The sequence below is a fragment of the Micromonospora sp. NPDC092111 genome (genome assembly GCF_044755745.1).
In the GTDB taxonomy this organism is placed as follows: domain Bacteria; phylum Actinomycetota; class Actinomycetes; order Mycobacteriales; family Micromonosporaceae; genus Micromonospora.
Window position 1 is genome coordinate 381,118 of the sequence record NZ_JBIVRQ010000002.1, and the last position, 21,832, is coordinate 402,949.

General features: G+C 73.5%; 21 protein-coding genes and 1 tRNA gene. 9 read left to right on the forward strand and 13 right to left on the reverse strand.

All coding sequences use genetic code 11. From position 1 onward, the window contains the following. Positions 1-79 precede the first annotated feature (79 nt). From ACIQG9_RS07800 to ACIQG9_RS07810, 3 genes are all read left to right on the forward strand, one after another. A complete protein-coding gene (locus ACIQG9_RS07800; RefSeq protein ID WP_400399115.1) occupies positions 80-571 on the forward strand; it encodes an MSMEG_6728 family protein in 492 nt (163 codons plus the stop codon). A gap of 38 nt (positions 572-609) precedes the next feature. Continuing rightward, positions 610-2,136, forward strand: a complete 1,527-nt coding sequence (locus tag ACIQG9_RS07805; RefSeq protein ID WP_400399116.1) for an FAD-dependent oxidoreductase — start codon at positions 610-612, stop codon at positions 2,134-2,136. 278 nt (positions 2,137-2,414) lie between these two features. Continuing rightward, a complete protein-coding gene (locus ACIQG9_RS07810; RefSeq protein ID WP_400399117.1) occupies positions 2,415-2,858 on the forward strand; it encodes an HNH endonuclease in 444 nt (147 codons plus the stop codon). 69 nt (positions 2,859-2,927) lie between these two features. On the opposite strand, the gene ACIQG9_RS07815 is transcribed toward ACIQG9_RS07810, so the two are convergent. After that, positions 2,928-3,545 (reverse strand): TetR/AcrR family transcriptional regulator, encoded by a 618-nt coding sequence (locus ACIQG9_RS07815; RefSeq protein ID WP_400399118.1) that lies wholly within the window; start codon positions 3,543-3,545, stop codon positions 2,928-2,930. A 69-nt stretch (positions 3,546-3,614) separates the two neighbouring features. Between ACIQG9_RS07815 and ACIQG9_RS07820 the strand changes: the two genes are divergently transcribed. Next, positions 3,615-4,205 (forward strand): peroxiredoxin-like family protein, encoded by a 591-nt coding sequence (locus ACIQG9_RS07820; RefSeq protein ID WP_400399119.1) that lies wholly within the window; start codon positions 3,615-3,617, stop codon positions 4,203-4,205. A 94-nt stretch (positions 4,206-4,299) separates the two neighbouring features. On the opposite strand, the gene ACIQG9_RS07825 is transcribed toward ACIQG9_RS07820, so the two are convergent. Beyond that, positions 4,300-5,067 carry an enoyl-CoA hydratase/isomerase family protein gene (locus tag ACIQG9_RS07825; protein ID WP_400399120.1) on the reverse strand — a complete coding sequence of 256 codons (768 nt, stop codon included), beginning with the start codon at positions 5,065-5,067 and terminating at the stop codon, positions 4,300-4,302. A 113-nt stretch (positions 5,068-5,180) separates the two neighbouring features. After that, positions 5,181-7,568, reverse strand: a complete 2,388-nt coding sequence (locus tag ACIQG9_RS07830) for a M4 family metallopeptidase (RefSeq protein WP_400399121.1) — start codon at positions 7,566-7,568, stop codon at positions 5,181-5,183. A 181-nt stretch (positions 7,569-7,749) separates the two neighbouring features. Between ACIQG9_RS07830 and ACIQG9_RS07835 the strand changes: the two genes are divergently transcribed. Both ACIQG9_RS07835 and ACIQG9_RS07840 read left to right on the forward strand, forming a co-directional pair. Further along, positions 7,750-8,247, forward strand: coding sequence for a hypothetical protein (locus ACIQG9_RS07835; RefSeq protein ID WP_400399122.1), 498 nt, complete (start codon positions 7,750-7,752; stop codon positions 8,245-8,247). Between the two features lie 101 nt (positions 8,248-8,348). Continuing rightward, a complete protein-coding gene (locus ACIQG9_RS07840) occupies positions 8,349-8,939 on the forward strand; it encodes a hypothetical protein (protein WP_400399123.1) in 591 nt (196 codons plus the stop codon). Positions 8,940-8,943: 4 nt separating this feature from the next. On the opposite strand, the gene ACIQG9_RS07845 is transcribed toward ACIQG9_RS07840, so the two are convergent. From ACIQG9_RS07845 to ACIQG9_RS07865, 5 genes are all read right to left on the reverse strand, one after another. Continuing rightward, positions 8,944-9,372 carry an ASCH domain-containing protein gene (locus ACIQG9_RS07845; protein WP_400399124.1) on the reverse strand — a complete coding sequence of 143 codons (429 nt, stop codon included), beginning with the start codon at positions 9,370-9,372 and terminating at the stop codon, positions 8,944-8,946. 71 nt (positions 9,373-9,443) lie between these two features. Then, positions 9,444-10,094, reverse strand: coding sequence for a DUF998 domain-containing protein (locus tag ACIQG9_RS07850; protein WP_400399125.1), 651 nt, complete (start codon positions 10,092-10,094; stop codon positions 9,444-9,446). Positions 10,095-10,108: 14 nt separating this feature from the next. Next, positions 10,109-10,528 carry a VOC family protein gene (locus ACIQG9_RS07855; protein ID WP_400399126.1) on the reverse strand — a complete coding sequence of 140 codons (420 nt, stop codon included), beginning with the start codon at positions 10,526-10,528 and terminating at the stop codon, positions 10,109-10,111. Between the two features lie 35 nt (positions 10,529-10,563). Beyond that, positions 10,564-10,968: a helix-turn-helix domain-containing protein gene (locus ACIQG9_RS07860; protein ID WP_400399127.1), complete on the reverse strand. Its 405-nt coding sequence runs from the start codon at positions 10,966-10,968 to the stop codon at positions 10,564-10,566. 118 nt (positions 10,969-11,086) lie between these two features. Beyond that, positions 11,087-11,163, reverse strand: a tRNA-Thr gene (locus ACIQG9_RS07865). 367 nt (positions 11,164-11,530) lie between these two features. On the opposite strand from ACIQG9_RS07865, the gene ACIQG9_RS07870 reads away from it, so the two are divergent. Then, positions 11,531-12,622, forward strand: a complete 1,092-nt coding sequence (locus ACIQG9_RS07870; RefSeq protein WP_400399128.1) for an ABC transporter ATP-binding protein — start codon at positions 11,531-11,533, stop codon at positions 12,620-12,622. An 82-nt stretch (positions 12,623-12,704) separates the two neighbouring features. On the opposite strand, the gene rlmB is transcribed toward ACIQG9_RS07870, so the two are convergent. Further along, complete coding sequence (gene rlmB, locus ACIQG9_RS07875) at positions 12,705-13,832, reverse strand: 23S rRNA (guanosine(2251)-2'-O)-methyltransferase RlmB (protein WP_400399129.1); 1,128 nt, start codon at positions 13,830-13,832, stop codon at positions 12,705-12,707. After that, complete coding sequence (cysS, locus tag ACIQG9_RS07880) at positions 13,832-15,247, reverse strand: cysteine--tRNA ligase (protein ID WP_400399130.1); 1,416 nt, start codon at positions 15,245-15,247, stop codon at positions 13,832-13,834. The genes rlmB and cysS overlap by 1 nt, the downstream gene beginning before the upstream one ends. A gap of 264 nt (positions 15,248-15,511) precedes the next feature. Between cysS and ACIQG9_RS07885 the strand changes: the two genes are divergently transcribed. Beyond that, positions 15,512-16,195, forward strand: a complete 684-nt coding sequence (locus tag ACIQG9_RS07885) for an IclR family transcriptional regulator (RefSeq protein WP_400399131.1) — start codon at positions 15,512-15,514, stop codon at positions 16,193-16,195. Positions 16,196-17,037: 842 nt separating this feature from the next. After that, on the forward strand, positions 17,038-18,144 hold the full coding sequence (locus tag ACIQG9_RS07890) for a hypothetical protein (RefSeq protein ID WP_400399132.1): 1,107 nt from the start codon (positions 17,038-17,040) through the stop codon (positions 18,142-18,144). A gap of 392 nt (positions 18,145-18,536) precedes the next feature. On the opposite strand, the gene ACIQG9_RS07895 is transcribed toward ACIQG9_RS07890, so the two are convergent. The 3 genes from ACIQG9_RS07895 to ACIQG9_RS07905 form a co-directional block, all read right to left on the reverse strand. Continuing rightward, positions 18,537-20,222: a S8 family serine peptidase gene (locus ACIQG9_RS07895; RefSeq protein ID WP_400399133.1), complete on the reverse strand. Its 1,686-nt coding sequence runs from the start codon at positions 20,220-20,222 to the stop codon at positions 18,537-18,539. Between the two features lie 258 nt (positions 20,223-20,480). Next, positions 20,481-20,807, reverse strand: a complete 327-nt coding sequence (locus tag ACIQG9_RS07900; RefSeq protein ID WP_400399134.1) for an HAD family hydrolase — start codon at positions 20,805-20,807, stop codon at positions 20,481-20,483. A gap of 22 nt (positions 20,808-20,829) precedes the next feature. Beyond that, positions 20,830-21,792 (reverse strand): EamA family transporter, encoded by a 963-nt coding sequence (locus tag ACIQG9_RS07905; protein ID WP_400399135.1) that lies wholly within the window; start codon positions 21,790-21,792, stop codon positions 20,830-20,832. Positions 21,793-21,832 lie beyond the last annotated feature (40 nt).

The following is a 21,832-nucleotide window of genomic DNA, read 5'->3' on the forward strand; positions in this document are numbered from 1 at the left end:
CGTAGCCAGCCGGTCGCACCGGGCGCAGCCCTGTGGATCACGCCGGCATGTCGGGCCCGGCGGCGGGTAGAACAGTGTCGTGCAGACGTTTCTCCCGTACCCGGACTTTCTGACCAGTGCCCGGACCCTCGACCAGCGGCGGCTGGGCAAGCAGCGGGTGGAGACGATCCAGGTGCTACGCGGGCTGACCCGCCCGGACTACGGCTGGCGTAACCACCCGGCGGTGAAGATGTGGGCCGGCTACGAGGAGGCGCTGACCCGGTACGGGCTGGACGTGTGCACGGTCTGGTGCGAGCCGGGCCGGGCCGACACCTGCGCCGCGACGCTGGTCACCGACCTGGCCGCCGCGTGCGGCGTCACCGTCGTACGCAGCCAGCCCGAGCTGGCCGAGGCCGGCGAGCTGCCACCCTGGCTGGGCCGCGACGACCTGCACCGCAGCCACCGCTCGTCGCTGCTGCGCAAGGACCCCGAGCACTACCGGCCGCAGTTCGGCGACGTCCCCTCCGACCTGGAGTACGTCTGGCCCGCCTCCGACCGGGACCGGCGTTGCCTGCTGCCGCCCGCGGGCTGACCCGGCACACTGGGGTTCCGTCCGGCGGGGAGGTGCGCATGGCGCTGTCGCAGCGACTGGGCCGGCTCATCGGCGTACGCGAGCACCGGGTGGACCCGGGCGGTGGTGGCGCCCCCCGGGTGCCGGGCCCGGCCACGGCGCTGGTGGTGGGCGGCGGGATCGCCGGCATGTCGGCGGCGGTGGTGCTCGCCGAACGCGGGGTGGACGTCACCGTGCTGGAGGCCGCGCCGACCGTGGGCGGCCGGCTGGCCGCCTGGCCGGAGGCGCTGGCCGACGGCACCCAACTCAACGAGCACGGCTTCCACGCGTTCTTCCGGCAGTACTACAACTGGCGGTCGATCCTGCGCCGGGTCGACCCGGAACTGGGCTTCCTCAAGCCGATCCCCGGCTACCCGATCCTGTCCGCGCAGTGGCCCACCGAGGAGTTCGGCCGGCTGCCGCCGGCTCCGCCGGCGAACCTGCTGGCCCTGCTGCTGCGCAGCCCCAGCCTGCGGCTGGCCGACCTGCGCGGGATGGACCGGGAGGCCGCGCTGCCGCTGCTCAGCTACGACCCGGTGCGCACCTACGCCGAGTTCGACCACCGCACCGCCGACGCGCTGCTCGGCTCGCTGCGACTGCCGGACCGGGCCCGGGCGATGCTCTTCGAGGTCTTCTCGCACTCGTTCTTCAACCGTGAGGCGGAGATGTCGGCCGCCGAGATGATCGCCCAGTTCCACTTCTACCTGCTGGGCAACCCGGAGGGGCTGGCCTTCGACTGCCCCGACGAGGACTACGCGACGGCGATCTGGCAGCCGCTGACCCGGCACGTGGACCGGCACGGTGGCCGGGTGCTGACCGGCGTCGCCGCCACCCGGGTGGACCGGGGTCCGGACGGCTGGCGGGTGGGCACCGCCGACGGCTCGTCCCACCGGGCCGGGCACCTGCTGCTCGCCGTGGACCCCCCGGCGCTCGCCGCGCTGGTCGCCGCCTCGCCCGGCCTGGTCGCGGCGGCACCCCGGCTGGTCGCCCGGATGCCCGCGTTCGGCCGGGCCGGCCCGCCGTACGCGGTGGCGCGGTACTGGATGGACGGGGACGTCCGGGCCGACCGGGCGGTGTTCAGCGGGGTGTCCCGTCAGCCCACCCTGGACTCGGTGACCCTGTACCACCGGCTGGAGAACGAGCCGCGCCGGTGGGCGGAGCGGACCGGCGGCTCGGTGGTGGAGCTGCACGCGTACGCCTGCGACGAGGGGGTGCCGGCCGGGGAGCTGGCCGAACGGATGCGGGTCGAGCTGACCGCGCTGTGGCCGGAGGTCGCCGGGCTGCGGGTCCGCGAACTGCGGGCCCGGGTGGAGGCGCGGGCCCCCGCCTTCACCCCCGGCAGTCACGCCGACCGGCCCGGGGTCCGCACCGACGCCGACGGCCTCTACCTGGCCGGGGACGGCATCTCCACCGAGTTTCCCAGCGCGTTGATGGAACGGGCGGCGGCGACCGGGATCATCGCCGCCAACCACGTGCTGCGCGCCGAGGGGGCCGCCGCCGAGCCGGTCCGCTCGGTCCGGCCGCGCGGCCTGCTCGCCGGACGCTGAGCGCGGGCGGGCATCGAAATGCGTTGCCCTCCGTACCGCCCCGCCCTACCGTGATCCGCGCAAGGTCAACCAGCCAGCCGGGAGCCCGCCATGTCGTTGTCGCACCTCACGTGCGCGTGGTCGGCGCTGCCCGGCACTGGTCGCCGAGCCGAAGACCCCGGAGGCGGGAACCCCGACTGACGCGTGCCCGTACGCGCCCAGCCGCCCGTCCCACCCCGGACCGGGCGGCTTTTCGCCGTCCGGGCCGGTTCCACCGCCGATCGTGAAGGGAGCGCCCGGTGGACGCCGTCCTCGTCGTCAACGCCGACCTCGGCCCGCTGCACCGGGTCACCGTCCAGCACGCGATCCGGATGCTGTGCCGCCGGGTCGCCGAGATCCACGAGGCCGAGCCGGACCGGGTGATCGGGGTCTTCCCGGTCCCCCGGGTGGTCCGGCTCGTCCGCTACGTCGTCACCCGCTGGCGGTTCACCGCCGGGCCGGCCTGGTCCCGGGCCGGGGTGCTGCGCCGCGACGCCCGCTGCTGCGCGTACTGCGGCGGGTCGGCCAGCACCGTCGACCACGTCCTGCCCCGCTCGCGCGGCGGCCGGAACACCTGGCGGAACACCACCGCCGCCTGCTACGCCTGCAACCAGCGCAAGGGTGACCGGACGCCGGCCGAGGCGGGCATGCCGCTGCGGCGGGAGCCGGCGACGCCGAGCTGGGCGGCGCTCGCCGGGCGGTGAGGAGACCGGCCGGCGGGCACAGGGGGCCGTGTCGGGGTACGCCCCGGCGCGGCGCCCGCCGGCCCCTCGTCACCCGCCGTCGTCCATTCCCCGCAGCAGGATGTCCAGCCCGGCGTCGAACTCGGCGTCCGGCCCGACCAGTCGGGCGTCGGCGGCGGTGGCCGCCAGGTACGGGAAGTCCGCCGGGGGCAGCGCCGCCATCGTGGTGGTGCCGGCTCCGGCGAGCGGGCCGAGGTGTTCGAGCTGGATCGCGCCGACGGTGTACGCGAGCAGGGCGCGCAGCGCGACCACCCGGTGGGTGCCGGCGAAGCCGGCGTCGGTGAGGACGCCGAGCATCGTCTCCGTCCAGCGCAGCACGGTCGGCGAGCGGTGCCGGTGGGCGGGCAGGAGCGGCGTCACGGCCGGGTGTCCGCCGATCGCGCGCCGCATCCGGTGGACCAGCGCGGCGGCCCGTTCCCGCCAGTTCCCGCCGGCCGGCGGGCTGGTGTCGACGGCGGTCAGCACCTGTTCCACGACGAGGGCCGCCAGCTCCTCCCGGTCGGTGACGTAGCGGTAGAGAGCCATCGGGCTGGTGCCCAGTTCCTTGGCGACGGCGCGCATGGTGAGCGCGGGCAGGCCGTCGCGGTCGACCACCGTCAGGGCGGCGGAGGCGAGCTGGGCGGGGGCGAGAGAGCGGGGGCGAGGCATGGCCTTGACAGCGTACAGCGTAAGCCTAAAGCTGTAGGAGTACGACGTACGCCTACGACAGGAGGCACCGTGCCGCGCCCGTTCACCCCCGGCTCCACCCTGCCCGGCCGCCGGCTCGACCCGGTGGCCGGCACACCCGTCGCCATCCCCGACCCGGCTCGTCTGGTCCACCTCCAGTTCCGCCGCTTCGCCGGTTGTCCCGTCTGCCACCTGCACCTGCGCTCGATCGTCCGGCGGCACGCCGAGATCGAGGCGGCCGGCGTCCGGGAGGTGGTGGTCTTCCACTCCCCCGCCGACGAGCTGCGCGAATACGCCAACGAGCTGCCGTTCACGCTGATCGCCGACCCCGACAAGCGGCTCTACCGCGAGTTCGGCGTCGAGTCGTCCCGCCGGTCCCTGCTCGACCCCCGGGCCTGGCTGCCGATCCTGCGCGCCGTACTGCGCAGCACCTGGGGGCTGCTGCGCGGCCGGGAGCGCCCACCCGCCGCCAGGCAGCCCCACGGCCGGCTCGGGCTCCCCGCCGACTTCCTCATCGCGCCGGACGGCCGGGTCCTCGCCAGCCGGTACGGCGCACACAGCTACGACCAGTGGACGGTCGACGAACTGCTCACCCTGGCCACCTCGGCGGACGCGCCGCGCCCGCCGGCCGGGCGGCAGTGACCGTCGGCCAGGCGGCAGTGACCGTCGGCCGGGCCCGACCAGCGGCCCGACCACTCGGCACCGGGCCGAACATCCCGGGCCGGTCAGCCGGCGGTCAGCGATCCCCGGCCGGTGACCAGCCGAACTCCGGCGGCCGGCGTTCGTGGTAGGCGGCGACCCCCTCGCGGGCCTCGCCGCTGTCCCGCACCTTCCGGTGCCACCAGGCGATCCGGGCCGGGCCGGCCCGGTCGTCGACGATCTCCTTGGCCGCCGCGACGCTGAGCTGGGAACGCGCGGCGATGGCGGCGGTGACCGCCGCGACCCGGCCCGCCAGGTCGTCGACCACCTCGTCGGCCAGGCCGACCCGCAGGGCCCGCTCGGCGTCGATCAACTCGGCCGTGAAGAGCAGGAACTTGGCGGTGGACGGCCCGACCAGCCGGGTCATCCGCCGGGTGGTCGGCGCCGGGTAGACCAGCCCCAGCCGGGCCGGCGGCACCCCGAACCGCGCGTTCGTGGCCACGATCCGCAGGTCGCAGGCGACCGCGAGCTGGCAGCCACCGCCCACGCACGGGCCTTCGACCGCCGCGACGGTGGGCTTGGCGAAGGCGGCCAGCCGCTCCTCGGCGGCGACGGCGATGCTGCCGTCACCGGCGTCCAGCAGCTCGTCGAGGTCACCGAGGTCGGCACCGGCACAGAAGGTGCCGTCCGCGCCGGTGAGCACCAGGACGCGGACCGCCGGATCGGCCTCCAGGCCGTCCAGCAGCACCGGCAGCCGCCGCCACATGGCCGGGGTCATCGCGTTGCGCCGACCCGGGTTGCGGATCGTCACCGTCGCCACCGCGCCGGTCACCTCGACGGTCAGCTCCGCGTCCGACACCGCCACCACCCCCTCGTCGTCGTACCGGCCCGCCCGTCGCCGGTGCGGCGACCATAACGGCGCGGGCCCGACGACCACCCACGAGGGTGACCGCCGGGCCCGCCGACGAGGCGTTCAGGTCAGGAGACGTTGACCGCGGTGTCGTCGACCACGAAGGACGTCTGGAGCGAGGCGTCCTCGGCGCCGGTGAACTTCAGGGTGACGGTCTGGCCGGCGTACGCGGCCAGCGAGAACGACTTCTGGCTGTACCCGGTGGCCTTGTTCAGGTTCGAGTAGGTCGCCAGGGTCGCCAGCACCGTCCCGGAGGAGTTGAGCACCTGCACCCGCAGCGTGTCGTACGCGGTGCCGGTGGTGGTCTCCGCCGAGTCGACGTGCAGCCAGAAGCTGAAGTTGTACGACGCGCAGCCGGTCGGCAGGCTCACCGCCTGGGAGAGCGTGTCGGTGTGGGTGCTGCCGTAGCCGTTCATCCAGGCGTTCCAGGTGCCACCGTGGGTGGGCTGGCCGCTGCCGCCGTACTGGCCGATGACGCCCGTGCTGGCCGCCCAGACCGTGTTGCCGGACTCGAAGCCGGGGTTGCCCAGCTTCTGGCCGGCGCCGGTGCAGCCGCCACCGGTGCCGTTCACGGTGAGCGCGTAGGTGGCCGAGTGCGCCACCGCGCCGGTGCCGGTGACCGTCACCGTGTAGTTGCCGGCCGGGGTGCTCGCCGAGGTGCTGATGGTGAGGGTGGACGAGGCGCCCGAGGTCACCGAGGCGGGGCTGAACGACGCGGTCGCGCCGGTCGGCAGGCCGGACGCGGAGAACGTCACGGTCTGCGCGGTGCCGCTGGTGGTCGCGGTGGCGACGGTGGTGGAGACCGCACCGCCCGCGGTCACCGAGCCGGAGGTCGGGGAGAGCGAGACGGAGAAGTCGTTACCGGTCGACGAGCAGGGCGCGTCGCTGCCGGACACGGCCACCGCGGTCCACGCCGCCTGAACGGCCTTGTACTCGGTGGAGCAGTTGCCGTACAGGTCGGTGGCCGCCTTGAGGCTGTAGGCCCGGGCGGTGTTCGACGGGGTGGTGGTGTTGACGTACGAGGTGTTGGAGGTGAAGTACACGTCCAGGGCACGGAACCAGATCAGCTCCGCCTTGGCGCGGCCGATGCCGGTCACCGCCGGGGCGGAACCGCAGACCGGCGAGGTGCCGTACGACGTGGCGCCGGTGCCCTCGGCCAGGTTGAAGAAGAAGTGGTTGGCCGGGCCGGACGAGTAGTGCACGTCCTTGTTCTTGGTGCTGGTGGTCCAGCAGGAGTCGGACGAGCCGTCCAGGTTCGGGTTGTACATGTAGCGCAGCGGGGTGCCGTTGCCGTTGATGTTGATCTTCTCGCCGACCTGGTAGTCGCCCGGGTCGCTCGGCGCGGCGGCGTAGAACTCCACCATGTTGCCGAAGATGTCGCTGGTGGCCTCGTTCAGGCCGCCGGACTCACCCGAGTAGGTCAGCCCGCCCGGCACCACGTTCTCGGTGACGCCGTGGCTCATCTCGTGGCCGGCCACGTCGAGCGAGACCAGCGGGCGCGAGTTGCCGGAGCCGTCGCCGTAGGTCATCCGGGAGCCGTCCCAGAAGGCGTTGACGTAGGCGCTGCCGTAGTGCACCCGGCTCGGCACGCCGGTGCCGTTGCCGAAGATGCCGTTGCGGCCGTGCACGTTCTTGAAGTAGTCGAACGTCTTGGCGGCGCCGAAGTGGGCGTCGACGGCGGCGGACTGCCGGTTGGAGTTGGTGCCGTTGCCCCAGGCGTTGTCCGCGTCGGTGAACGTGGTGCAGGTCGACGTGCCGTTGTTCATGTCGCAGGTCGAGCCGTTGCCGTGCGCCGGGTCGATCATCTGGTACGTGCTGCCGGAGAGCGTCGTGTCGATGCTGACCGAGCCGGTGTAGATGCCCTGGCCGCTGCCGACCACCGTCTCGATCTCGTCGTAGGAGCCGATCACCCGGCCGGTGCTGGCGTCGGTGATGACGTGCAGCTTCGACGGGGTCTGCTTGTCGGCCTTCCAGCCGGAGAGGGTGGTCTCCCAGGCGAGGCGGCCCTTGCCGGAGCTGGCGTCGACGAAGAGTTCCGGGGCGCCCGCCTCGGTGACCGTGCCGGAGAACGCCTTGCGGGCGGTCGCCTTGGCGGCGGCCGGGGAGACCTTCGCGGTGGTGCCGAGGGTGAGCGGGGCGGCCAGGCCGACCGAGGTGCCGGCGACGCTGCCGTTGGGCGCGGTGTGGATGACGAAGTCACCACCGTAGACGCGAAGACCCTGGTAGGTGCGGGTGTAGCGGGTGTGCGCCGCGCCGTTGGGGTCGACCTTGGTACGGACGGCCTGGTACGCCTCCCCGCTGGTGCCCTGGACGGCGCCGGGGTTGCTGCGGAGCAGGCTCTCGGCGCTCGGGGCGGGGGTGGAGGCGGCCGGGGCCGCCTGCGCTGCGGTGGCGACGCAGGTCAGCATTCCGCTGGTGAGCAGAGCTGCGCTGACGGCGGCGAGGGGTCTTTTCACGTGCCCTCCTGGCAAGGTAAAGATGTGACGGGGGTAGTCACGCATGTAGATATAGCGATACACCGGGGAAAAGAGAAGGGGTGGAGCGCGTCCAGTCCGCGACACTGGCCGAACGGAGGATGCGTCCCGGCGGCGGAACCGGCGGGCGTCGATGCGCGTCCGAGCGGGAATGAGATCACCCGTGCTGACCCTCGTCAAGATTACGGTCATCGCCGGCCTGCTGACCGGCTGCTCAGCGACCGGTCCGGGCGCACCCGCGCCGTCGCCCGCCACCCCCGCCCGGACGACCGGCACCGCCGGCCCGACCGCCGACACCACCCCCGGCGGCCCGACCGCCGCCGCCCGGCTGACGCTGACCCGGTCGGGGGGCTTCGCCGGACACCGCGACACGGTCACGGTCGAGCCCGACGGCGGCTGGACGACGACCGACCGGACCGGCGCGACGCGCACCGGTCGGCTCGACCCGGCCGACCTGGACCGGCTCCGCGCGCTGGCGGACACCGCCACCCAGGCCGGCGCGGGCAGCCCGGCGGCGAGCCAGTGCGCCGACACCTACCGCTACCGGCTCAGCGTCGGCGCGCGGTCCGTCGACTGGACCGACTGCCCGACCGGCCCCCGGCCCGACCCCGCCGCCCCGGCCCTCGCCCAACTCCTGCTCGACCGGACCGCCGTGAGCTGACCCCTGCTCCGGCGTGCGCACGCCCGTCGACCAGACCCGGACCGGGCAGCTCGGGCGCGGAGCGTCCGGTAACCTACCGCTCCGATCCTGCGAGGAGCATCGTGCCGAACAGACGCCCCGCCCGCCCGTCCACCCTGGTCGGTGGCGTGCTCACGGCCGCCACCATCCTGGCCACGGGTTGCGCGGTGCCCGACACCGGGCGGGCGGTCAGCGCACCCACCCCGTCGGCGGCCCCGGGCCGCAAGCTGCGGACTCCGGACAGCCTGCTCGGCCTGCCCAAGTCGATGGACCGGGCGGCCACCAGTGTTCCCCAGGCCCGGCTGGAGGAGTTCAAACGCGAGGTCGGCGAGCCGACCAGCGCGATCGGCTGGGCCTACGGGGGCGGGACCCGGGCCCAAGAAATGATCATGGTCAGCGCCGCCTCCGGGCGGATCCCCGACCCGGAGGGGACGCTGACCCGGGCGCTGCGCCCGTACCAGATCTCCAAGGTCAAGACCGTCGAGATCGGCCGGTTCGGGGGCGAGGCCCGGTGCGGGCGGGGACGCACCGAGAAGGGCGACCACCTCACCGTCTGTGGGTGGGCGGACCCCGAGATCGTCGGCGTGGTGGTCTTCCTGTCCGCGGCCAAGCAGGACGACCGCAAGGCGGACTTCCTGACCGTACGGGGAGAGCTGGAGCGACCGGCCGGCTGACCGGTCAGAGCCGCTCGACCACCCGGAACCGCACGGCGACCGCGAGGGTGTCGTCGTCGACCGTGAACCCCGGATCGCCGAGCCAGCCCAGATAGTCCGGCCCGTGCCAGTACTCCTCGTGGCCGACCCGCCAGGCGGCGACCGACTCGTACCCCTCGCCCTCGTCCCGGGCGTGGTCGAGGTCGACGTCGCCGAGCCGGACCACCCGCACCCCGGTCAGCTCGATCACGGCGACCGGCCGAGCGGCGGAGTCGACCACCACCTCCCGGTCGCCGACGGTGGACAGCGGCTCGCCGTCGCGCTCGTAGTCCTGGAGCAGCCCGGTGGTGGAGGTCTTCGCCCCGGTGAGCACGGCGGCGACGAGCTGGTCGCGCAGCGGCCCGGGAAAGGCGAACTCACACGTCGGCAGGTCGGGAATCCTCGGCGCGGTCACCGGGTCGACGGTAGCCGGTCACCCCACCGGTCACACCCGGTATTCCGGCCGGAGCCCGGTGCCGCGCGGCCCTACCCGCCCCGCCGCAGTGACCCGACGAAGACCGCGGTCACCCAGACCCAACCGGCGGTCACCGCCAGCCCGAAGGCCACCATCGCGGCCGGACCCGGCCCGGCCATCAACCCCACCCAGGCGACAGCGAAGAACAGCCCGGTCAGCAGGCTGAGCCCGGCGGCGATCCGCCGTCCGGCGCGGGCCGCGCGACGGGCCGCCACCACCGTCGCCGCGATCAGCGACCCGAAGGCCACCGCCGCCGCGAGGAAGTGCAGGCCACCGTGCACGCTGATCTGCCCCGCGCCGCGCGGCGTACCGGCCGGGAACCCGTCGGCCGGGTCGGCGCTGAACACCCCCGCCGCCATCAGGCCGGCCCCCCAGAGGACGAGCAGCCTCGGCAGCCAGGTCGACCCGGTACGGCGGCGCGACGCGACCGCCGCACCGACGCAAAGCGCGCCGGTGGCCAGGAAGGTGGCGATCTGGATCCAACCCAGGTCGCCCACGCTCAACACGCTCACCGGGTGCCGCCGGAAGTCGAAGCCGTCCCGGGTGGCCCCCTGGGCCAGTGCGGAGACCACGAACATCGGACCGGCGAGGACGCCGCCGGTGAGCAGCGCCCGGTCCCGACCGAGGACGGCCGGTCGTACGGTGGACAGCGTCTCGGTCATCGTCGTGGTTCCCATCAGGCCCGGGGGAACATCTGGCCGATGCGGATCCGGTTGCCGAACGGGTCCCGGACGCCGAAGTCGATGCCGTACGGGCGCTCGGTCGGCTCGTCGGTGATGTCGACCCCCTTGGCGACCAGGTCCTCGTACGTCTTGCGGGCGTCGTCGGTGGTGATGCTCAGCCAGCCGCCGATCGCGCCCTTGCTGAGCAGTTCCCGGACCTGCTCGGCGGTCGCCGGGTCCAGCGCCGGCGGACCGGGCTTCTCCAGCAGGACCTCACGCCCCGGGTCGCCGGGCACGTTCACCGTCAGCCAGCGCATGAAGCCCAGATCCTGGTCGGTGTTGACCTCGAAGCCCAGCTTGCCGACGTAGAAGTCGAGCGCCTCGTCCTGGTCGAGGACGTAGAGCTGGGAGCGGGTGATCGCGTTCATCGTCATGCCGAGAACGCTAGATCAAGCCGCTGACCTGCTGCTTATCCAAAACCGCTTGGTCTGGTCCAGGCTTTGACGAAGCAGCTCGGCACCGGCTCGGCGGCGGCCGATCGGCGCCGGCGGAAGTCGCTGGGCGACTCGCCGACGATCTGCCGGAAGGTGCGGCTGAACGAGCCGAGGCTGTGGAACCCGACCGCGTAGCAGATGTCGGTGACGTCCCGGTCGCTCTCGACCAGCATGGACATCGCCCGTTCCACCCGCCGCCGTTGCAAGTAGCGGTGCGGGGTCTCGCCGAAGGTGGCCCGGAAGGTACGGATGAAGTGCGCCTCGGAGACCAGCGCGATCCGGGCCAGCGCCGGGATGTCCAGCGGTTCCGGGTATGACCGGTCCATCGCGTCCCGGGCCCGCAACATGGCCCGGTTCGACTGCTCCACCGCCCGACTCATCGACCCCGCCCCCGCAGACTCGGCTGTCCGGCCAGGCTAGCCCACCCCGACATGCTGCGGACACCGCATCGCCGGCCCGGCCGTCGGGCAGCGACCGCCACCGGACGGCTGATGGAATTGGAGCCCCCGGCCGGGATCGAACCGGCGACATCTCGCTTACAAGGCGAGTGCTCTGGCCAGCTGAGCTACAGGGGCGCGTGGTGCGACGTCAGCATAGCGACTGACGTCGGGAAATCCCGCTCGGCAGTGCCCCGGAGCATGGAAAACGTCGATTTCTCCACCCGGTCGCCGACGGATCGACGCAGCCGACCCCCGCAGGTGGAGGGGATTGATGCCCGGCCGTGCCCGCCTGACCGATATGCGCATGCGGTCCGTCCCACCCGTCGTCTCCCGTCTTGGCAGGTACCAGAATCCCGTTTACCGTGCAGTGACACGGATGACACCTTGGGCGGCTCCGGCCGTACCCCGCAGGTGTCGTCCGGGGGCCGGCACCGAGGGTGCCGGCGGCTCCTTCACTCGGATCGTCCGGCACGTTCCTGCCGGTGAAAGGAAGCGCACCACCATGGCTACGGTCACCTACGCGAAGGCCTCCCGGATCTACCCGGGCACCGAACGCCCCGCGGTCAACCAGCTCGACCTCCAGATCGGCGACGGGGAGTTCCTCGTCCTGGTCGGCCCGTCGGGTTGCGGCAAGTCCACCAGCCTGCGCATGCTCGCCGGCCTGGAGGACGTCGACGACGGCGCGATCTACATCGACGACCGGGACGTCACCCACCTCCCGCCGAAGGCCCGCGACATCGCGATGGTCTTCCAGAACTACGCCCTCTACCCGCACATGTCGGTGTACGAGAACATGGCGTTCGCGCTGAAGCTGCGCAAGACCCCCAAGGACGAGATCGACCGGCGGGTCAAGGAGGCGGCCGGCCTCCTCCAGTTGGAGGAGTACCTCAACCGCAAGCCGAAGGCGCTCTCCGGCGGTCAGCGCCAGCGCGTCGCGATGGGCCGGGCGATCGTCCGCGAGCCGCAGGTCTTCCTCATGGACGAGCCGCTGTCGAACCTCGACGCCAAGCTCCGCGTGCAGACCCGTACCCAGATCGCCTCGCTCCAGGCCAAGCTCGGCATCACCACGGTCTACGTCACCCACGACCAGGTCGAGGCGATGACCATGGGCCACCGGGTGGCGGTCATGCTCGACGGCGTCCTCCAGCAGGTGGACACCCCCCGGGCGCTCTACGACACCCCGGCCAACGTCTTCGTCGCCGGCTTCATGGGCTCCCCCGCCATGAACATCAAGACCGTTCCGCTGAACGAGCAGGGCGCTTCCTTCGCCGAGATGCACATCCCGCTGACCCGCGAGCAGGTCGCGGCGGCCCGGGGCGAGGGCGGCGACAACAAGGTGACCGTCGGCTTCCGTCCGGAGGACTGCGACCTGGTCAGCCCGACCGAGGGCGGCATGCCGGTCGTGGTCGAGCTGGTCGAGGACCTCGGCTCGGACGCCAACGTCTACGGTCACGCCGCGCTGGAGGGCCACGAGGAGCGCTTCGTGGTCCGTACCGACCGGCGCACCATGCCGAACATGGGTGACACCGTGTTCGTCAAGCCGCGCGCCGGCCGCAGCCACGTGTTCAACGCGGCCACCGGCCACCGGATCTGATCCACGCGAAGAAGGGGCGGTCCGCTTCGGCGGGCCGCCCCTTCTCGCGTGCTGTCCGGCGTCGGGGCCGGTGCTGGGTCGGTCAGACCTCGGCGGCCCGGCGGCGGGCCACCTCGGCGAGGGTGACCGCGGCGGCGACGCTGGCGTTGAGCGACTCCACGTCGGAGACCATCGGGATGCTGACGGTCAGGTCGCAGGTCTCCCCGACCAGCCGGGACAACCCGCGCCCCTCGGAGCCGACCACCACGACCAGCGGGCCGACGGCGGCTTCGAGGTCGTACAGGTCGGTCTCGCCGTCGGCGTCCAGGCCGACCACCATGAAACCGGCGTCCTGACACGCCTTCAACGACCGGGTCAGGTTGGTGACCTGGGCGACCGGCACCCGCGCCGCCGCGCCCGCGCTGGTCCGCCAGGCGGTCGCGGTGATCCCGGCGGCCCGCCGCTCGGGTACGAAGACACCCTGCGCGCCGAACGCGGCGGCCGACCGGATCACCGCGCCCAGGTTGCGCGGGTCGGTGACCCCGTCGAGCGCCACCAGCAGCGGGGCGGCCTGCTCCAACGCGGCGGCCATCAGGTCCTCGAACGGCTGGTAGGCGAACGGCGGCACCTGGAGGCCGACGCCCTGGTGCAGCACCCCACCGGTCATCCGGTCCAGCTCGGCCCGGCTGATCTCCAGGATGGCGATGCCCCGGTCGGCGGCCGTCCGGACGATCTCGTTGATCCGGTCGTCGGAGTCGAGGCCCTGCGCGGTGTAGAGCGCGGTCGCCGGCACCTGGGCGCGCAGCGACTCCAGCACCGGGTTCCGGCCGACCAGCAGCTCCGGACTGTCCTTCGCCGGGTTGGACTTGCGTCCCGGCGCGACCCGGGGCCCACCGCGGCCGGTGGGCTTGCCGCCCCGGCCGCCCGCGCCACCACGGACCGGGGCGACCCCACGGGTGCCCTTGCCCCAGGTGGTGTCCTTGGTGCCGGGCTGGCCGATCTTGGGGGGCCGCCCCTCCTCGGCCGCCGCGCGGCGCTCCTTGTCCTGCTTCCAGGCGGTGCGCTGGGGCAGCTTCTCGGTGCCCGAGTACGCCTTGTGCCAGGGCCGCTCGTCGGCGGGCAGGGTCTTGCCCCGGCCCGCGAGGGAGTCCTTGTTCTTGCCACCGGAGCCCTTCGGGGCACCCGCCTTCGGCGTCAGTCGCCGGCCACGGCGCTGCGAGTTGCCGGCCATCAGTCCTGCTCTCCAATAGTCCAACGGGGGCCCTGGGGGGTGTCCTCGACCACCACGCCGGCCTGCTTGAGCTGGTCGCGTACGGCGTCCGCGGCGGCCCAGTCCTTGCGGCTGCGGGCCTGGGCACGCTGTTCCAGGGCCAGCGCGATCAGGGAGTCCACCACGCCGCGCAGGTCGTCGGCGTGCACGCCGCCGGTCCACGCCGGGTCGAGGGGGTCGACGCCGAGGATATCCAGCATCGCCCGGGTGGCGGCGAGGGTCGTGCGGACGGTCACATCGTCGCCGGCGGTCAGCGCGGTGTTGCCGTCCCGCAGCGTCGCCTGGAGGACGGCGAGCGCGGCGGAGGTGTTGAGGTCGTCGTCCATCGCCGCGACGAAACCGGCCGGCAGCTCGCCGAGCTGGCCGACACCGACCCGCTCGGCGGCCCGCTGGACGAAGCCCTCGATCCGCCGGTACGCCACCGCGGCCTCCCGCAGCGCGTCCTCCGAGTAGTCGATCCGGGACCGGTAGTGCGCCGCCGCGTAGTAGTAGCGCAGCTCCACCGGGCGCACCCCGAGCGAGTCGACGTACGTCAGGTCGAGCGCGTTGCCCAGCGACTTGCCCATCTTGGCGCCGCCGATGCTGAGCAGCCCGTGGTGCACCCACCAGCGGGCGAAGGGCAGCCCGGCGGCCTGCGACTGGGCGATCTCGTTCTCGTGGTGCGGGAAGGTCAGGTCCAGCCCGCCGCCGTGGATGTCGAACTCCGCGCCGAGGTAGCGGAGGCACATCGCCGAGCACTCGATGTGCCAGCCGGGCCGGCCCCGCCCCCACGGGGAGGGCCAGTAGGCGTCGGCCGGCTCGTCCGGCTTGGCGCCCTTCCAGAGCGCGAAGTCCCGCAGGTCCCGCTTGCCCCGCTCCGGGGCGTCCCCGGCGGACTGCATGTCGTCCGGCGACTGCCCGGACAACGCCCCGTACGCCGGCCAGGAGGCCACGTCGAAGTAGACGTCGCCGGAGCCGTCGGTGGCCGGGTAGGCGTGCCCCGTCTCGACCAAGCGGGCGATCAGCTCGTGCATCTCCGGGATGTGCCCGGTGGCGCGCGGCTCGTACGTCGGCGGCAGCACGTTCAGCGACCGGTACGCCTGCGCCAGGATCAGCTCGTTGGCGTACGCGATCGACCAGAACGGGCGGCCCTGCTCCTGCGCCTTGACCAGGATCTTGTCGTCGATGTCGGTCACGTTGCGGATGAAGGTGACCTCGAAGCCGGCCGCCAGCAGCCAGCGACGCAGCACGTCGTAGTTGACGCCGGAGCGAAGATGGCCGATGTGGGGCGGCGCCTGGAGGGTGAGACCACACAGGTAGACCTCCACCTTGCCGGCTTCCCGCGGGACGAAGTCCCGCACCGATCGGGTGGCGGTGTCATACAGGCGTAGCGTCACCGTACAAGGGTAGCCGTCCATGCTTTCCGGGGTCGGCCGGTGCCGGGTCGTACGCTGCGTGCTGTGGAGACGACGGCACGGCCCGGCGGGCCCGGGGAGACGGCGGGCCCGGTGGGAAGCGCGACGCCCGCCGCCGGGAACGAGGCGGGCCGGGGCGCGGCTCGGGTGGAAGCCGTGCCACCCCGGGACGCCGCTCGGGTGGATGCCGTACCGCCCCGGGACGCGGCTCGGGTGAATGCCGTGCCACCCCGGGACGCGGCTCGGGTGGAAGCCGTACCAACCCGGGACGCCGCTCGGGTGGATGCCGCGCCTCCCCGGGGTGGCGAGACCTCGCGGACCCTGGACCGGGGCCTGCGCCTGCTGCACCTGGTGGCCGACGCGCCGGCCGGGTTGACCGTCACCGAGGCCGCACAGCGCCTGGGCATCGGCCGGGCAGCCGTCTACCGGCTGGTCGGCGCGCTGAGCGGGCACGGGATGCTCCGCCGGGACGGGGACGGCCGGCTGCGGCTCGGCGTCGGCGTGCTGCACCTGGCCCGGCGGGCCCAGCCACTGCTCGCCGAGGGAGCGCTGCCCGCGCTGCGCCGGCTCGCCGAGCAGGCCGGCGCGACCGCGCACCTGACCGTTGTCGAGGCCGGCGAGGGGGTGGCCCTGGCCGTCGTTGAGCCGAGCTGGACGTCGTTCCACGTGGCGTACCGGACCGGGGCCCGGCATCCGCTGGAGCTGGGCGCGGCCGGCCGGGCCATCCTCGCCGGCCGGGCGGGCCTCGCCGGCCCGGTGAGCACGGCGGGGGAACTCCAGGCCGGGGCGTACGGCGTGGCCGCGCCGGTGCTCGGGGTACCGGGACTGGAGGCGAGCGTCGGCGTGATCTCCCTGGCCCCGCTGGCCGTCGACCCGGTCGGCCGCCAGGTCGCCGCCGCCGCTGCCGCGATCGCCACCGCCCTGTCCTGACCGCCCGCAGCCGCGCCACCTTGCTCGCCCGGCCGACACCACGCAGACCACGGACCCGCCCCACCTTCCGCCCCCCGCCCCAGCCCTGACCCCAGCCCCAGCCCCGGCGCTGGCCCCGACCCCGCCCTGACCCCAGCCCAGCCCTGACCCAGCCCCAGCCCCAGCCCTGGCCCGACCCCGACCCCGGCCCCGGCCCCGGCCGGCCACAGTCCTGGCCCTGGCCACAGCCTCGGCCCGGCCACCGCCCCGGCCCAGCCCGGCCCCGAACCACGGACCGACGGCCGACGGCCGATGGCCGATGGCCGATGGCCGATGGACCGAACACGGACCGGACCGGAACCACGGACCACGAACCCGGACCACGAACCCGGACCACGGACCCGGACCACGGACCACGGACCACGGACCACGGACCACGGACCACGGACCGCGCTTTGCCCGGCCGCTCGGCCGCTCGGCCGCTCGGCCCGAGCATCGCGGATGATCCACTCCAGTTCGGCGATGTGGCGGTATCGCACCTACCAGAACACCGCCACTCCGGCGAAACGGAGTGGATCACACTAGGGGACGGGTCGGACATTGCGTGACCGGTCGACCCTTCGACGACCGGACGGGCGGTCAGCGCGACGACGCCACGCTGACCGGCAACGGCACCCCCGGATGGTTCATCCGCCGGGTGCCGGCTCCCGGTGCACTGAGCGGGCTGGCCGCCTCGCGGCAGGGCCGGCCATACCACAGCGGGTGGGCCTGGCGGGCGCTGTCCACAGGTCGCCGTACGGCGGGCGACTCCGGTTGTCCACAGGGGTGTCGCGGGGCGGTCCGCAGCCCTGAGGCTGGGCGTCATGCCCCCACGACCGCACCGACCCTCCGCCCTCGCCTGGCAGGTGTTCCGCGGCTCGGACGCGATCCGTCGCGGCCTGCTCACCCGCCACCAGCTTCGCGGAGCGTCCTGGGTCCGCCTCTGCCATGACGTCTACGCGGACGCCCGCCTCGACCGGGACCATGCCCTCGCCTGCCGGGGCGCGGCACTGCGGTTGCCGCCCGGGGCGGTGATCGCCGGCCCGTCGGCGGCGTACCTGCACGGGGTCGAGCACGCCGCCGGCTTCGGCGACGAGGTGCACGTGCTCACACCCCCGGCGGTACGCATCGATTCCCAGCGCGGCATCCGGGTGCACTCCACCGGGGCGACCGGTCAGCCAGCAGAGCGATTAGACGGCAGTTACGGCACGAAGGGCAGGGACGGCAAAGACGGCACGAAGGGCAGGGACCGCACCACGGGCAGGGACGGCAAAGACGGCACGACGGGCAGGGACGGCACGACGAACCGGGAGGGCACGGACGGAAGGCAGGGCAGAGACGGCAGGGACGGCAGACCCCCAGCACCCGGCCCACCGATGTCGATTCCAGCCTTGGCGGTACGCACGCCACCCCGGTCGTCCCCCGCGCTCGCCGCGTGGGAGACGGCGGCCTGGCTGGATCAGGTTCGCGCCGTCGGCATCGTCGACTCGCTGCTCGGCAGTGGCCTGACCAGCCGCGCCGCGCTCGCCGAGGTCGCGGAGCGCCACGCCGACCGGCCGGGTGGTCGACGGGCCCGACGCGTCTTCGACCTGGCCGACCCGGCCGCACAGTCGCCGCCCGAGTCGCACCTGCGGGTCCGTCTCGTGCTGGCGGGACTGCCCCGGCCGGTGGCGCAGCATCCCGTACGGCTGTCATCCGGTCTGCTGCTGCATCCCGATCTGGCCTGGCCACAGTTCCGGGTGGCGGTGGAGTACGACGGCCACTGGCACGCCGACCCGGACCAACTGCACCGGGATCGCCGGCGGCTCAACCAACTCGTCGCCGCCGGCTGGGTCGTGCTGCACGTGACCAGCCGCCGCCTGCGCGACGACTTCCCCGCCGTCCTCCGCGAGGTTCGGGCTGCCCTAGCAGAACGGGGTTGGCGCCGGTGATCCACGACATCTCGGCGAAGTGGCGGTGCCCAGTGCCGCCGACACCACCATCTCCCCGATCCGGCCCCCTGGACCCCGCGCCCCGCGGGACCCCGGACCGCCCCGAGACCGGCCCGGCCCCGGGACCGCCCAGGACCCCGGGACCGCCCAGGACCCCGCGAGACCCCCGGATCGCGCGGGACCGGCCCGGACCCCGCGAGACCCCCGGACCCCCCGGGACCGGCCCGGACCCCGCGGGCCCCCCGGACCGCCCACGACCGCCCCCGGACCGCGCGGAACCGGCCCGGATCGCGCGGGACCGGCCCGGACCACACCGCCGGGGCGGTCCGGGGCGTACGCGGAAGGGCCCGGGCGACCGTGGTCGACCGGGCCCTTCGTGCGGTGCGAAGGTGTTACGGCTGGACGTGCGGCTTGAGCGGGCTCTTCACCGCGCTGTACGCGTCCACGACGCCGTAGCCGTAGAAGCCGTTGAAGTTCAGCGAGCCGGCGCAGTACGCGTCGAACTCGGCCGACCGGCCCTCGTTGGTGTAGCTCTGCAGGCGCGGCTCCGGGCAGGCGTGCTCGGCGGCGGTGCGGTAGAGGTGCTGCTCCACCAGGTCCGGCGCCAGGCCGTAGCCGTTGCGGCCCTCCTTCTTGCCCCACTTGCTGACGATCAGGGCGGCGACGCCGCTGACGTGCGGCGAGGCCATCGAGGTGCCCTGCAGGTACGTGTAGTACCCGCACTCACCCGAGGTGGTGCACTGCTTGAACACCGAGTTCTCGAAGCCGGCGACAACGTTGCCGGCCTCATCGACCGAGCCCTCCTCCTGGAGCACCTTCTTGGGGTACGTGGAGAGGATCATGTTGCCGTCGGTGCGGTAGGTGTCGGTGCCGTAGCCGTCACGGAACCAGCCACCCGGCGCGGCGACCGAGATCTGCTCGGTGCCGTAGTTGGAGTAGTCGGCCTTCTTGCCGGACGGGCCGACGGCGGACACGCCGATCACGTGCGGGCCCTCCACCGGGAAGTCCCAGCAGCTCGCGTTGTCGATCGGCCGCGGGTACGGGTCGGCGCCGTAGTCCGGGCTGGAGAAGTCGGTGCGGGGCGCGCCGAGGTCCTCGTGGTTGTTGCCGAGCGAGCCGACCAGGGTGACACCCTTGTTGTGGGCGAAGTTCAGGGCCCGCTTCATCGCCGTGATGACGGCCCGCTGCTCGGCCTGCGACGCGGGCGAGTCGGCCGGGTTGGCGGTGCAGTTGTAGAGCCACGGGTCGACGTAGAAGGACATGTTGACCACGTCCAGGCCGGACTTGCCCGCGTGCACCAGGGCGTTGACCACCGGGTCGAGGAAGAAGTAGCCCGAGTCCTGACCGCCCTTGAGCTCCACCAGGGAGACGTTCGGGGCGACCCCGGAGAGGCCGAAACCGTTGGCGGCGGCACCGATGGTGCCGGCCACGTGGGTGCCGTGCCCACCGTCGTCGGTGCCGACCGGGTCGAGGCAGCTCGCCACCTCGCACGGGCCGTCGACCTCGACGATGTCGGGGGCGAAGTTGCGCGACAGCGCCCAGTTGAAGTTCGGCGCGAGGTCGGGCTGGCTGGCGTCGAGGCCGGTGTCCAGGACGCCGACGGTGACCCGCTTGTCACCCGGCTCCACCTTACGGGCCTGGTCGGCCCGGATCATGTCGAGACCCCAGAGCTTGTCGTCCAGCGGGTCCAGCTTCTTGCCGTTGTTCTTGCCGTTGTTCTTGCCCTTGGCCTCGGCCAGCAGGTGTTCCTGCTCGACCCGGTCCAGCTTGGGCTTACGACCGATTGCCCTCTGCTCAGCGGCACCGACCAGCGCGTTGGCGGCGGTGGCCCGGCTGGCGAAGTCGGCCCGGTCGCTGGTGACCTGAAACAGGCCGACGTCGTCGGTGCGGGACACCACGGTGCCGCCCGCCGCCCGGATCGCGGCGATGGCCGCGTCCGCCGAAACGCCGTCCTCGGCCACCACGGTGAACGTACGGCTGGTGGTCGACCCGGCATTCGCCGGAGCCGTCAGACCGGTCACCGTGAGTGCCAGGGCTGCCGCGGTCGCGACGGCCCCGACGGTGAAGCGCTTGCTCACCACATCAGATCCTCTCGTTGAGGGACGTGGCAGCAATCCCATAGCACCGGCGCGAATTCCGCCAGATACAAATCCGAATTACGCCCGCATCAGGCATTCGCCGGTTGCCACGCGCGGAGCGCCGCCGGCAGCTCGGCCAGCGACCTGACAAAACCACCGGCGACATCCGCCACCGCGCCGGCACCTCGCCGTCAAGCTCGGCGTCGGCACCGCCCTGACCACCGTCGCCTTCCTGACCTGGACCCTGACCATCCGCCCTCAACGTCCGGCCGCAGTCCGGCCGGCCGCGGGAGTCCGGCCGCGGGAGTCCGGGCGCAGGAGTCCGGGCGCAGGAGTCCGGGCGCAGGAGTCCGGGCGCAGGAGTCCGGGCACGGGAGTCCCGGCGCAGGAGTCCCGGCGCGGGAGTCCGGGCCGGTTGAGCCAGATGACGCGCAGCCCGGCGCGCTGCGGGCCGAGCACGTCATGGGCGGGCGAGTCGCCGACGTACGCGATCCGGTCGGCCGGCACCCCGGCGGCCTCGACGATCGCGGCGTGGAACACGGGGTCGGGCTTCTTCGGCAGGCCCGCTTCGTCGAATACCACCACGCTGAGCGGGCCGTCCGCCTTCTCACGTCAACGCCGGCTCGTCCGTCCGCTCCGGTGCCCGGTCGGCGCGGCCGTCGCGCAGCTCGTCGAGGCGGACAAGTGCCACTCCGGCGACGATCAGCGCGCCGCCGGCGAGCTGCACCGGGCCGGGCAGCTCGCCCAGCACCAGCCAGGCGATGAGCACCGCGAACATCACCTCGGTCAGTCCGACGAACGACGACAGCCGGGCACCGAGGATCCGGGTGGCGGCGATTCCCGTCAGGTACGCCACCACGGCGGCGACCAGCGACAGCCCGGCGATCGGCACCAGCCAGCTCGTACGCTGCCCGGCGAAGTCGACCGCGCCGAAGGTGGCCCGCAGCGGCAGCACCCCGACCAGCCCGAGCAGGGCCAGCACGGCCGCGCCGACGGCCATCCCGCCGCTGGCCATGGTGACCGAGGGCAGGTCGGCGTCGACCCGGGCGGCGAGCACGAAGTAGCCGGCCAGCCCGACGGCCGCGCCGAGCCCCCAGAGCACGCCGACCGGGTCGAGCCGGCCGGTGCCGGTCAGGTCGAGCACCAGCCCGAGCCCGGCCAGCGCGGCCAGCGAGCCGGCCACGGTGAGCCGCTGGGGCCGCTGCCCGTGCACCAGCCACATCCAGCCCACCACGAGGACGATGCCGAGGTATTCCAGCAGCAGGGCCACCCCGACCGGCAGGTAGCGGACGGCGTTGAAGAAGCAGGCCTGGGCGGTGGCGACGCCGAGCAGGCCGAAGACGGCGACCGGGCCGAGGTTGCGGCGCAGCACCGCCGCCCGGCCGCGCAACGCGAGCACGGCGGGGACGGCCAGCACCAGCGCGGCGAGGCCGACCCGGGCCACCACGACGGCCTCGGCGGACCAGCCGGCCTCGATCAGTGACCGGGCGAACGTGCCGGAGGTGGCGAAGGTGACGGCCGACAGCAGGGCGAGGGCCAGCCCGGTGCCGGCGGTGGGTCGGTGCGGCATCGGGGACTCCTCGACACGTCATCAGCAAAGTAGCATTACG